10 protein-coding genes are annotated in these 12312 nt (G+C 70.3%); 1 reads left to right on the top strand and 9 read right to left on the bottom strand.

The genetic code is table 11. From position 1 onward, the window contains the following. On the top strand, positions 1-579 hold a 579-nt coding region (locus ACVNF4_RS24435), incomplete at its 5' end, for a M56 family metallopeptidase (protein ID WP_461805022.1). Between the two features lie 296 nt (positions 580-875). Here the strand turns inward: ACVNF4_RS24435 and recQ are convergent. The 9 genes from recQ to ACVNF4_RS24390 all read right to left on the bottom strand — a co-directional run. Further along, positions 876-2981, bottom strand: a complete 2106-nt coding sequence (gene recQ / locus ACVNF4_RS24430; RefSeq protein WP_461805021.1) for a DNA helicase RecQ — start codon at positions 2979-2981, stop codon at positions 876-878. Positions 2982-3168: 187 nt separating this feature from the next. Then, positions 3169-4818: an NADH-quinone oxidoreductase subunit NuoN gene (gene nuoN, locus ACVNF4_RS24425; protein ID WP_461805020.1), complete on the bottom strand. Its 1650-nt coding sequence runs from the start codon at positions 4816-4818 to the stop codon at positions 3169-3171. Continuing rightward, the gene (locus tag ACVNF4_RS24420; RefSeq protein ID WP_461805019.1) at positions 4815-6386 is read right to left on the bottom strand and encodes an NADH-quinone oxidoreductase subunit M; all 1572 of its coding nucleotides are present in this window, start codon (positions 6384-6386) and stop codon (positions 4815-4817) included. Before ACVNF4_RS24420 ends, nuoN begins: the two co-directional genes overlap by 4 nt. 5 nt (positions 6387-6391) lie before the next feature. Continuing rightward, entirely contained in the window at positions 6392-8305 is a 1914-nt protein-coding gene (nuoL, locus tag ACVNF4_RS24415) for an NADH-quinone oxidoreductase subunit L (protein WP_461805018.1), read from the bottom strand. A gap of 15 nt (positions 8306-8320) precedes the next feature. Next, complete coding sequence (nuoK, locus tag ACVNF4_RS24410) at positions 8321-8620, bottom strand: NADH-quinone oxidoreductase subunit NuoK (RefSeq protein ID WP_093829093.1); 300 nt, start codon at positions 8618-8620, stop codon at positions 8321-8323. Continuing rightward, positions 8617-9471: an NADH-quinone oxidoreductase subunit J gene (locus ACVNF4_RS24405; protein WP_461805017.1), complete on the bottom strand. Its 855-nt coding sequence runs from the start codon at positions 9469-9471 to the stop codon at positions 8617-8619. The genes nuoK and ACVNF4_RS24405 overlap by 4 nt, the downstream gene beginning before the upstream one ends. Further along, positions 9468-10070, bottom strand: a complete 603-nt coding sequence (nuoI, locus tag ACVNF4_RS24400) for an NADH-quinone oxidoreductase subunit NuoI (RefSeq protein WP_461805016.1) — start codon at positions 10068-10070, stop codon at positions 9468-9470. The genes ACVNF4_RS24405 and nuoI overlap by 4 nt, the downstream gene beginning before the upstream one ends. Next, positions 10063-11427: an NADH-quinone oxidoreductase subunit NuoH gene (gene nuoH / locus ACVNF4_RS24395; RefSeq protein WP_461805015.1), complete on the bottom strand. Its 1365-nt coding sequence runs from the start codon at positions 11425-11427 to the stop codon at positions 10063-10065. Before nuoH ends, nuoI begins: the two co-directional genes overlap by 8 nt. Beyond that, the coding region (locus ACVNF4_RS24390; protein WP_461805014.1) for a molybdopterin-dependent oxidoreductase at positions 11424-12312 on the bottom strand (889 nt) is incomplete at its 5' end. The genes ACVNF4_RS24390 and nuoH, both read right to left, overlap by 4 nt.

The raw sequence follows: 12312 nt of genomic DNA, 5'->3' as shown, positions 1-12312 counted from the left end.
GTGCGGGAGCGGGCGCTGCTGCGGGAGCGGGCGCCGGATCTGCCGGCGGGGCTGCCCTCGGCGCGCGGGCCTCTCCTGGTCCTGGAGGACGAGTACCCGGACGCCTGGTGGCTGCCCGGCAGCCCGCCCCAGCTGATCGTCACGACCGGCGCGCTGAACCGGCTCACCGCGCATCAGCTCGACGCCGTCCTCACCCACGAGAAGGGGCACGCGCGGGCCCGTCACGACTGGCTGCTGCACCTCTCGACGGCCCTCGCGACCGGGTTCCCCCGCGTCCCGCTCTTCGCCCACTTCTGCGACCAGACCCACCGGCTGGTCGAACTCGCCGCCGACGACGCGGCGTCGCGCCGCTGCGGCCACCGCACGACCGCCCTCGCGCTGATCGAGCTGAACCAGCACCGGGGCGTCCTCTCCTGCGCCTCCAGCAACCGCCTCCTCGGCGAACGCGTCGACCGCCTCCTCCAGCCGCCCCCACGGCTCCTGCGCCGGCACCGCGCCCTGACGACGACGGTGGCGGCACTGGTCCCCCTGCTGCCGCTGGTGATCTTGTTCGCGCCGGGGTTGAGGGCGTTGGCGTAGGCGGGGGGTGCGGTCGGGACGGTGGCGTAGGCGGGGGTGTTGCCGGGGTGCCGGCGGGGTCGGGACGGTGGCGTTGGCCGCAGGGGCGAGCGCGTCGGCGCGGGGTGCCGGGGACGCGGGCGCCGGCACAGGACGCCCGGCGTTGAGGGGGCCTCACCTCCAGAACACCCCGCGTCGAGGACGCCTGGCCTCCAGAACGCCCGGCGTTGAGAGCGCCGGCGGCACGCACCAGGGCGCGAGGACGTCGGCCTGGGACCACAGGCATCCACGCGAGGCAGACCCCGAACCCCCTCCCCCTACGTCCAGTCCGGCTCCTCCTCCACCTCACCCCAGAGATCGTCACCCCCAGCACCCCCGACGCCCCCGACGCCCGCCGAACCCGCGCCGCCCCGCGAACCCACGCCCCTCCCCGAACCGCTCGCACCACCCGAGCCGACGGCCCCGGCCGCACCCCCCTCGGAAGACCCACCGGCACTCCCGGCGCCCCCCGCCCCCTCCGGCGCCTCCCCCAACTCCGCGAGAGCCGCCACAACCCCCTCCCCATAGGTCGCCAGCTTCTTCTCCCCCACCCCGCTGATCCCCGCCAGCTCCCGCACCGACGACGGCCACACGGAGACGATCTCCCGAAGCGTCGCGTCGTGGAAGATCACGTAAGCCGGAACCCCCTGCTCACGGGCCTGCCCCGCACGCCACGCCCGCAACGCCTCGAACGCGGGCTGGAGTTGGACAGGCAGCTCCACGACCGGCGCCTTGGACTTCCCGCTCTTCCCGGAACCGGCACCGGACCCGGACGAGGACGCCCCGGCCCCCTTGGCGGCAGCCACCCGCTTCGGCTCCTTGCGCAACGGCACGTCCCGCTCGCGCCGCAGCACGGTCCCGCTGGCCTCGGTCAGCACCAGCGTCCCGTACTCCCCTTCGACCGCCAGCAACCCCTGCGCGAGCAACTGCCGGATGACACCGCGCCACTCACCGTCGGAGAGGTCGTCGCCGATGCCGAAGACGGACAGCTGGTCGTGGTCGAACTGGATGACCTTCGCGCTGCGCTTGCCGAGGAGGATGTCGATGATCTGGACGGCCCCGAACTTCTGCCCCCGCTCGCGCTGGAGGCGGACGACGGTGGAGAGGACCTTCTGCGCGGCGACCGTGCCGTCCCACGTCTCCGGCGGGGTGAGACACGTGTCGCAGTTGCCGCAGCCCACCTCGTCGGGCGTCTGCCCGAAGTAGGTGAGGAGCTGGCCGCGCCGGCACTGCGCGGTCTCGCAGAGGGCCAGCATCGAGTCCAGATGGGACTGCGCGCGGCGCCGGAACGCCTCGTCCCCCTCCCCGGACTGGATCAGCTTGCGCTGCTGGATGACGTCGTTCAGCCCGTACGCCATCCACGCCGTGGACGGCTGTCCGTCACGCCCCGCGCGGCCGGTCTCCTGGTAGTACCCCTCGACGGACTTCGGCAGGTCGAGGTGGGCGACGAAGCGGACGTCCGGCTTGTCGATGCCCATGCCGAAGGCGATCGTCGCGACGACCGTCAGCCCGTCCTCCCGCAGGAAGCGGGACTGGTGGCGCGCGCGGGTGCCCGCGTCGAGCCCGGCGTGGTACGGGACGGCCGCGACACCGTTGTTCGCCAGGAACTCGGCGGTCTTCTCGACGGAGTTGCGCGAGAGGCAGTAGACGATGCCGGCGTCGCCCGCGTGCTCCTCGCGCAGGAAGGACAGGAGCTGCTTCTTGGGGTCGACCTTGGGGACGATCCGGTACTGGATGTTGGGCCGGTCGAAGCTGGCGACGAAGTGCCGGGCGGCCGGCATGCCGAGGCGCTGGACGATCTCCCGGTGCGTCGCCTCCGTGGCCGTCGCCGTCAGGGCGATGCGGGGGACGTCCGGCCAGCGCTCGCCCAGGAGGGAGAGGGCCAGGTAGTCGGGGCGGAAGTCGTGGCCCCACTGGGAGACGCAGTGCGCCTCGTCGATCGCGAAGAGGGCGACCTTGCCGCGCGAGAGCAGTTCCAGCGTGCTGTCCAGGCGCAGCCGCTCGGGCGCGAGGTAGAGCAGGTCCAGTTCGCCCGCCGCGTACTCGGCCTCCACCAGCCGGCGTTCGTCGAAGTCCTGGGTGGAGTTGATGAACCCGGCCCGCACGCCGACCGCCCGCAGCGCGTCCACCTGGTCCTGCATGAGCGCGATGAGCGGCGACACGACGACCCCGGTACCGGCTCTGACCAGCGCGGGGATCTGATAGCACAGCGACTTCCCGCCGCCGGTCGGCATCAGCACGACCGCGTCCCCACCGCCGACCACATGGTCGACGATCGCTTCCTGCTCACCCCGGAAACTGTCGTACCCGAACACCTTGTGCAGCGTGGCCAACGCCTCGCTGTCCACCGCCCCCGCCGCCTCTGCCGCTACCACGTCCGCCATCGCGCCGTTCCCGCCCGTCGTCCCTCGAACCACTTACGAACCGCTTCCTCCACTGCCTCCACGATAGGGCCCCGCACCGACAGCCACAGAGTTATCCACAGGCCGGTTCCCGGCACACCCCGGGAACGCCGGCGGCCCGGCACCCCCCAAGAAGGGGCCCCGGGCCGTCGTCCGCATGAAGCGCTTCTCAGCGCACGAACACCCCCGCCTGCCCGGCGAGGTCGAGGAAGTACTGCGGCGCGACGCCCAGGACGAGCGTCACCGCCACCCCCACCCCGATCGCGGCCATCGTCAGCGGCGACGGCACGGCCACCGTCGGCCCGTCCGCGCGCGGCTCGCTGAAGAACATCAGGACGATCACGCGGATGTAGAAGAACGCGGCGATGGCGGACGAGATCACACCGACCACGACGAGCGGCGCCGCACCTCCCTCGGCCGCCGCCTTGAAGACGGCGAACTTCCCGGCGAACCCGGAGGTCAGCGGGATACCGGCGAAGGCCAGCAGGAACACCGCGAAGACGGCCGCCACCAGGGGTGAACGGCGGCCCAGACCGGCCCACTTGGACAGGTGGGTCGCCTCGCCCCCGGCGTCGCGCACCAGCGTGACCACGGCGAACGCCCCGATCGTCACGAAGGAGTAGGCGCCCAGGTAGAACAGCACCGACGAGACGCCGTCGGGCGTCGTCGCGATGACACCCGCGAGGATGAACCCCGCGTGCGCGATGGACGAGTACGCGAGGAGCCGCTTGATGTCGGTCTGGGTGATCGCGACGATCGCCCCGCCGAGCATCGTGACGATCGCGACGCCCCACATGACCGGCCGCCAGTCCCACCGCAGCCCCGGCAGGACGACGTACAGGAGGCGCAGCAGCGCGCCGAACGCGGCGACCTTGGTGGCGGCGGCCATGAACCCGGTGACCGGCGTCGGGGCGCCCTGGTAGACGTCCGGCGTCCACATGTGGAACGGCACGGCGCCGACCTTGAACAGCAGCCCCATGATCAGCAGCGCGGCGCCGACGAGGAGCAGCGCGTCGTTGCCCATGGTGTCGGCGAGCGCGGGGGCGATCGTCTTGACCGTGCCGTCGACGACCTGTGCGATCGTCCCGTAGGACACCGAACCGGCGTACCCGTAGAGCAGGGCGATGCCGAACAGGGTGAACGCGGAGGCGAACGCGCCGAGCAGGAAGTACTTGACGGCCGCTTCCTGCGAGATGAGCCGGTTGCGGCGGGCCAGTGCGCACAGTAGGTACAGCGGGAGGGAGAAGACCTCCAGCGCGACGAAGAGCGTCAGCAGGTCGTTGGCGGCCGGGAAGACCAGCATGCCGGCGACCGCGAAGAGCAGCAGCGGGAAGACCTCGGTGGTGGTGAACCCGGCCTTGACGGCGGCCTTCTCGCTGTCGCTGCCGGGTACGGAGGCGCCCTGCGCGGCGAACGAGTCGACGGGGCTGCCGTGCGCCTCGGGGTCGAGGCGGCGCTCGGCGAAGGTGAACAGGCCGACCAGGGCGGCCAGCAGGATCGTCCCCTGGAGGAAGAGCGCCGGTCCGTCGACGGCGACGGCGCCCATGGCCACGATCCCCGCGCGCGTGGTGCCGTACCCCTTCGCCGCGAGCGCGACGACGGCCGCGAAGGCGGCGCACAGGGCGACGACGGAGACGAACACCTGGGCGTGGTAGCGGGACTTCCGAGGCACGAAGGCCTCGACGAGGATCCCGACGACCGCCGCGCCCACGACGATCAGGGTGGGCGACAATTGCCCGTATTCGATCTTCGGCGCGTCGATCTTCGAGATCGGATCGGCCGCCGTTGTCCACAGGCTGTGGACGACAGTTGCGCTCACCTGGCCGCCTCCACCTCGGGCTTGGGGTCCTTCTTGTTCACGTCGGACAGCGTGTGCTTGACCGCCGGGTTGACGACATCCGCGATGGGCTTCGGGTACACGCCGAGCACGATCAGCAGGACGACGAGCGGCGCGACGACCGCGATCTCCCGCACCTTCAGATCGGGCATCGACGCGACCTCGGGCTTCACCGGGCCGGTCATCGTCCGCTGGTAGAGGACGAGGGTGTACAGCGCGGCGAGCACGATGCCGAACGTGGCGACGATCCCGACGGCCGGGTAGCGCGCGAACGCGCCGACCAGCACGAGGAACTCGCTCACGAACGGCGCGAGGCCCGGCAGCGACAGGGTGGCGAGACCGCCGATCAGGAACGTCCCGGCGAGCACCGGGGCGACCTTCTGGACGCCGCCGTAGTCGGCGATGAGCCGCGAGCCGCGCCGGGAGATCAGGAACCCGGCGACGAGCATCAGGGCGGCGGTCGAGATGCCGTGGTTGACCATGTACAGCGTCGCGCCGGACTGGCCCTGGCTCGTCATCGCGAAGATGCCGAGCACGATGAACCCGAAGTGCGAGATCGACGCGTACGCCACCAGCCGCTTGATGTCCCGCTGCCCGACGGCGAGCAGCGCACCGTAGATGATGCTGATCAGGGCGAGCACGAGAATGACCGGAGTTGCCCATTTCGACGCCTCGGGGAACAGCTGGAGGCAGAAACGGAGCATCGCGAATGTGCCGACCTTGTCAACTACGGCCGTGATGAGGACGGCGACCGGTGCGGTGGCCTCTCCCATCGCGTTCGGCAGCCAGGTGTGCAGCGGCCACAGCGGGGCCTTCACCGCGAACGCGAAGAAGAACCCGAGGAACAGCCAGCGTTCCGTGTTGGTCGCCATGTCGAGCGAGCCGTTGGCGCGCGCCTCGGCGATCTCCTGGAGGCTGAAGTTCCCGGCGACGACGTACAGGCCGATCACCGCGGCCAGCATGATCAGGCCGCCGACCAGGTTGTAGAGCAGGAACTTGACGGCCGCGTACGACCGTTGGGTGGACGCCGCCTCTTCTCCGTGCTCGTGCGCCCGGTCCCCGAAGCCTCCGATGAGGAAGTACATCGGGATGAGCATGGCCTCGAAGAAGATGTAGAAGAGGAAGACGTCGGTCGCCTCGAAGGAGATGATCACCATCGCCTCGACGGCCAGGATCAGCGCGAAGAAGCCCTGGGTGGGCCGCCAGCGCTTGCTGCCGGTCTCCAGCGGGTCGGCGTCGTTCCAGCCGGCCAGGATGATGAACGGGATCAGCAGCGCCGTCAGCGCGACGAGCGCCACCGCGATGCCGTCGACGCCCAGTTCGTACCGGACCCCGAACTCCTTGATCCAGGAGTGGGACTCGGTGAGCTGGTAGCGGTCGCCGTCGGGGTCGAAGCGGACGAGGATCGCGATCGCGAGGGCGAGCGTGCCGAGCGAGACCAGCAGCGCGAGCGACTTCGCCGCGTTGCGTCGCGCGGCCGGTACCGCCGCCGTGGCGATGGCACCGACGGCGGGGAGTACCGCCGTCGCTGTCAGCAGGGGAAAGGACATCGGTATCAGACCGCCCTCATCAGCAGCGTCGCGGCGACGATGACCGCCGCGCCGCCGAACATCGAGACCGCGTAGGACCGCACGAAGCCGTTCTGGAGGCGGCGCAGCCGTCCGGACAGCCCCCCGAAGCCGGCCGCCGTGCCGTTGACGACGCCGTCGACCAGGGTGTGGTCGACGTACACCAGCGAGCGCGTGAGGTGCTCGCCGCCGCGTACCAGCACGACGTGGTTGAAGTCGTCCTGGAGGAGGTCGCGGCGGGCGGCCCGGGTGAGCAGCGACCCGCGCGGGGCGACGACCGGGACCGGGCGGCGGCCGTACTGGAGGTACGCGAGCGCGACGCCGACGACCATGACGGCGACCGTCGCCGAGGTGACCGTGGCGGCGCTGATCGGGGCGTCGCCGTGGTCGTGTCCGGTGATCGGCTCCAGCCAGTGCAGGAAGCGGTCGCCGACGCCGAACAGGCCGCCGGCGAAGACCGAGCCGAAGGCCAGCACGATCATCGGGATCGTCATGGTCCTCGGGGACTCGTGCGGGTGCGGTTCGTTGCCGTCCGCGTCAGGCTGCCAGCGCTTCTCGCCGAAGAACGTCATCAGCATCACGCGCGTCATGTAGTACGCGGTGATCGCGGCGCCCAGCAGGGCCGCGCCGCCGAGGATCCAGCCCTCGGTGCCGCCCTTGGCGAACGCCGCCTCGATGATCTTGTCCTTGGAGAAGAAGCCGGAGAGGCCCGGGAACCCGATGATCGCGAGGTAGCCGAGGCCGAACGTGATGAACGTGACCGGCATGTACTTCCTGAGGCCGCCGTACTTGCGCATGTCGACCTCGTCGTTCATGCCGTGCATGACCGACCCGGCGCCGAGGAAGAGCCCGGCCTTGAAGAAGCCGTGCGTCACCAGGTGCATGATCGCGTAGACGTACCCGATGGGGCCGAGGCCGGCCGCGAGGACCATGTACCCGATCTGCGACATCGTCGACCCGGCGAGGGCCTTCTTGATGTCGTCCTTCGCGCAACCGACGATCGCACCGAACAGCAGCGTGACCGCGCCGACGATGGTGACGACGAGCTGCGCGTCCGGCGCCGCGTCGAAGACGGCGGCGGAGCGGACGATGAGGTAGACGCCGGCGGTGACCATCGTCGCCGCGTGGATGAGCGCCGACACGGGCGTCGGGCCCTCCATGGCGTCCCCGAGCCAGGACTGGAGCGGGACCTGCGCGGACTTGCCGCAGGCCGCGAGGAGCAGCATCAGGGCGATCGCGGTGAGCTTGCCCTCGGACGCGTCGGCGGCGACACCGGGGTCGGTGTGCGTGCCGAGGAGGGGGCCGAAGGCGAACGTCCCGAACGTCGTGAACATCAGCATGATCGCGATCGACAGGCCCATGTCGCCGACCCGGTTGACCAGGAACGCCTTCTTCGCGGCCGTCGCGGCGCTGGGCTTGTGCTGCCAGAACCCGATGAGGAGGTAGGAGGCGAGGCCCACGCCCTCCCAGCCGACGTACAGCAGGAGGTAGTTGTCGGCGAGGACCAGGATCAGCATCGCCGCGAGGAACAGGTTCAGGTAGCCGAAGAAGCGGCGGCGGCGCTCGTCGTGCGCCATGTACCCGATCGAGTAGAGGTGGATCAGCGACCCGACGCCCGTGATCAGCAGGACGAACGTCATGGACAGCTGGTCGAGGCGGAACGCGACGTCCGCCTGGAAGCCCTCGACGGGGATCCAGCTGAACAGGTGCTGGTGGAGCGTGCGGTGCTCGGCGTCCTTGCCGAGGAGGTCCGCGAAGAGGATCAGGCCGAACACGAAGGAGACGGCCGACAGGAGCGTGCCGATCCAGTGGCCGACGGCGTCGAGCCGGCGGCCTCCGGTGAGCAGCAGGGCCGCTCCGAGCAGGGGCGCCGCGATCAGCGGCGCGATGAGGTTCTCCACGTTTCTTCCGACCCCTTACAGCTTCATCAGGCTGGCGTCGTCGACCGAGGCCGAGTGGCGGGAGCGGAACAGCGAGACGATGATCGCGAGTCCGACCACGACCTCCGCCGCCGCGACGACCATCGTGAAGAAGGCGATGATCTGGCCGTCGAGGTTGCCGTGCATCCGGGAGAAGGTGACGAACGCGAGGTTGCAGGCGTTCAGCATCAGCTCGACGCACATGAAGACGACGATGGCGTTGCGCCGGATCAGCACGCCCGTCGCGCCGATCGTGAACAACAGGGCGGCGAGGTACAGGTAGTTGACCGGGTTCACTTCGACGCCTCCTTCGGCCGGCGCTTGCCCGACGTGAAGTGCGGGGGCTCGATCTCGTCGCGCTCCAGGCGCTCCTCGGAGCGCTGCTGGAGGGCCTTGAGGTCGGCGATCGCCTCCGCCGACACGTCCCTGACCTGGCCTCGGTCGCGCAGGGTCTTGCTGACGGTCAGTTCGGACGGCGTGCCGTCGGGGAGCAGGCCCGCGACGTCGACGGCGTTGTGGCGCGCGTACACGCCGGGTGCCGGGAGCGGCGGGAGGTGCTTGCCGTCGCGCACGCGCTGCTCGGCCAGTTCGCGCTGGGTCCTGGCGCGTTCGGTGCGCTCGCGGTGGGTGAGGACCATCGCGCCGACGGCGGCCGTGATGAGCAGGGCGCCGGTGATCTCGAAGGCGAAGACGTACTTCGTGAAGATGAGGGCCGCGAGGCCCTCCACGTTGCCGTTCGCGTTCGCCTGGCCGAGGCCGTCGAACTCGCTCAGGGAGGCGTTCCCGATGCCGCCGACGAGCAGGATGCCGAAGCCGAGGCCGCTCAGCAGGGCGAGCCAGCGCTGCCCCTTGATGGTCTCCTTCAGCGAGTCGGCGGCGGTGACGCCGACGAGCATCACGACGAACAGGAACAGCATCATGATCGCGCCGGTGTAGACGACGATCTGGACGACGCCGAGGAAGTAGGCGCCGTTGGCGAGGTAGAACACCGCGAGGATGATCATCGTCCCGGCGAGGCACAGCGCGCTGTGGACGGCGCGCTTCATGAAGACGGTGCACAGGGCGCCGATCACCGCGACCGTGCCGAGCGTCCAGAACTGGAACGCCTCGCCGGTGGAGGTCGAGTAGGCGGCGAGTTGCGCGCTCACGCTTCCACCCCCTCTTCTTCGGGCTTCTCCCCCTTGGAGACGGCGACCTGACGCTCCGTACCGGGGGCGGCCTCGGTGACGAGGCCCCGGTAGTAGTCCTGTTCGTCCGTCCCCGGGTAGATCGCGTGGGGCGTGTCGACCATGTTGTCGTCGAGGCCCGCGAGGAGCTGTTCCTTGGTGTAGATGAGGTTCGCGCGGCTGGAGTCGGCCAGTTCGAACTCGTTGGTCATCGTCAGCGCGCGCGTGGGGCACGCCTCGATGCACAGGCCGCACAGGATGCAGCGGGCGTAGTTGATCTGGTAGACGCGGCCGTAGCGCTCGCCCGGGGAGTAGCGCTCCTCGTCGGTGTTGTCCGCGCCCTCGACGTAGATCGCGTCGGCGGGGCAGGCCCAGGCGCACAGTTCGCAGCCGACGCACTTCTCCAGGCCGTCCGGATGGCGGTTGAGCTGGTGCCGTCCGTGGAACCGGGGTGCGGTGGTCTTCGGCTGCTCGGGGTACTGCTCGGTGAGCCGCTTCTTGAACATGGCCTTGAAGGTCACGCCGAAGCCGGCGACGGGGTTCTGGAAACCGGGTGCGGTCTCCTTGGGCTCCTCAGCCATCGGACGCCTCCTTTCCGTCACGAGGTCCGTCACTCTGAGTATCGACCCCACCACTGACAATCAGCTCCCGCTCCTGGCGGGACCGGCGCCGAGGCACCGGCGGAAGCTCCTGACCGGGCAGCGGCGGCACCGGGAACCCACCGGCCATCGGGTCGAACCCGGCCGGCTCGGCGGGGACTTCGGCGGCCTTCTTCGCCTTGTCGCGGAACACGTCCGCCACGAAGGAGAGCAGCAGGACGGCGATCAGCCCGCCGGCGACGTACAGGGCGATGTCGGTGAAGCCGTAGTTCTCGTTGCGCAGGGTCCGCATGGTGGCGACGAGCATCAGCCAGACCAGCGAGACCGGCAGCAGCACCTTCCAGCCGAGCTTCATCAGCTGGTCGTAGCGCACGCGCGGCAGTGTGCCGCGCAGCCAGATGAAGAAGAACAGCAGCAGCTGCACCTTGATCACGAACCAGAGCATCGGCCACCAGCCGTGGTTCGCGCCCTCCCAGAACCCGCTGACCGGCCAGGGAGCCCGCCAGCCGCCCAGGAACAGCGTCGTCGCGACGGCCGAGACGGTCACCATGTTGACGTACTCGGCGAGCATGAACAGCGCGAACTTGATCGACGAGTACTCGGTGTTGAAGCCGCCGACGAGGTCGCCCTCGGACTCCGGCATGTCGAAGGGGGCGCGGTTGGTCTCGCCGACCATCGTGACGATGTACAGGATGAACGAGACCGGCAGCAGCAGGATGTACCACCGGTCGCTCTGCTGCTCGACGATCGTCGACGTCGACATCGACCCCGAGTACAGGAACACCGACGCGAACGCGGCGCCCATCGCGATCTCGTAGGAGATCATCTGCGCGGCCGACCGCAGCCCCCCGAGCAGCGGGTACGTCGACCCGGAGCTCCAGCCCGCCAGCACGATGCCGTAGATGCCGACCGAGGCGACCGCGAGGATGTACAGCATCGCGATCGGCAGGTCGGTGAGCTGCATCGTCGTCCGGTGCCCGAAGATCGAGATCTCGTTGCCGGCCGGGCCGAAGGGGATCACCGCGATCGCCATGAACGCGGGGATGGCGGCGACGACCGGCGCCAGGATGTAGACGACCTTGTCGGCGCGCTTGACGACGACGTCTTCCTTGAGCATCAGTTTGATGCCGTCGGCGAGCGACTGGAGCATGCCCCAGGGACCGTGCCGGTTGGGTCCGATACGCAACTGCATCCAGGCGACGACCTTGCGCTCCCAGACGATGGAGAACAGCACGGTCACCATCAGGAACGCGAAACAGAACACCGCCTTGATCACGACCAGCCACCAGGGGTCACGGCCGAACATCGAGAGGTCTTCCGCCGCGAGGTACGGGCTCATGCCTCCACCTCCTTGAGGGCGTCGGCGGGCGCCGCCGGGCCGATGCGGACGAGCGTTCCGGGCCGGGCCCCGGTGTCCGAGGCGACGCCCCCGCCCGTCGAGTTCAGCGGGAGCCACACCACCCGGTCGGGCATCTCGGTGACGGCCAGCGGCAGTTCGACCGTCCCGTCGGCGCCGGTGACCGCGAGGACGTCGCCGTCCTTCACGCCCGCCTCGGCTGCCGTGGCGGCCGACACGCGCGCGTGGGACACGTGCCGGGTGGCCGCGAGCGCCGTGTCGCCCTCCTGGAGGAGCCCCTGGTCGAGCAGCATCCGGTGCCCCGCGAGGACGGCTTCCCCCGCGGCGGGCCTCGGGAGCGCTCCCCCGGTCTCGTTCGGTTCCGGGGACCGCTGCCCGTCCCAGGCGCCGAGCCGGTCGATCTCCGCGCGCGTGGTGCGCAGATCGGGCAGCCCGAGGTGGACGTCCATGGCGTCGGCCAGCATCTGGAGCACGCGCGCGTCGCCCGGCGGCAGCGGGCGCGTCATCTGGTCCGGCTTGAGGGCCGCCTCGAAGGACCGCACCCTGCCCTCCCAGTTGAGGAACGCCCCCGGCTTCTCGGCGACCGCGGCGACCGGGAGGACGACGTCGGCGCGCTCGGTGACCTCGCTGGGCCACAGCTCCAGCGAGACCAGGAAGCCCACCTCTTCGAGCGCCGTACGCGCGCGTGCCGGGTCGGGCAGATCGGCGACCTCGACGCCGGCCACCAGCAGCGCCTGGAGTTCGCCCGCGACGGCGGCCTCGACGATCTGTCCGGTGTCACGGCCGTACCCGTGCGGGAGTTCGGCGAGCCCCCAGACGGCGGCGACCTCCTCCCGCGCGCGCGGGTCGGTCGCCGGACGTCCGCCG

The organism is Streptomyces sp. S6, assembly GCF_054880855.1.
The sequence above is the reverse complement of the archived record's forward strand: the minus strand, read 5'-3'. Positions and strand labels throughout refer to the sequence as shown.

Bases quoted from the DNA above. Each gene is read 5' to 3' on its own strand.
- nuoH (WP_461805015.1), bottom strand. From the start codon at position 11,427: ATGAGCCCGTACCTCGCGGCGGAAGACCTCTCGATGTTCGGCCGTGAC.
- nuoI (WP_461805016.1), bottom strand. From the start codon at position 10,070: ATGGCTGAGGAGCCCAAGGAGACCGCACCCGGTTTCCAGAACCCCGTC.
- ACVNF4_RS24420 (WP_461805019.1), bottom strand. From the start codon at position 6,386: ATGTCCTTTCCCCTGCTGACAGCGACGGCGGTACTCCCCGCCGTCGGT.
- recQ (WP_461805021.1), bottom strand. From the start codon at position 2,981: ATGGCGGACGTGGTAGCGGCAGAGGCGGCGGGGGCGGTGGACAGCGAG.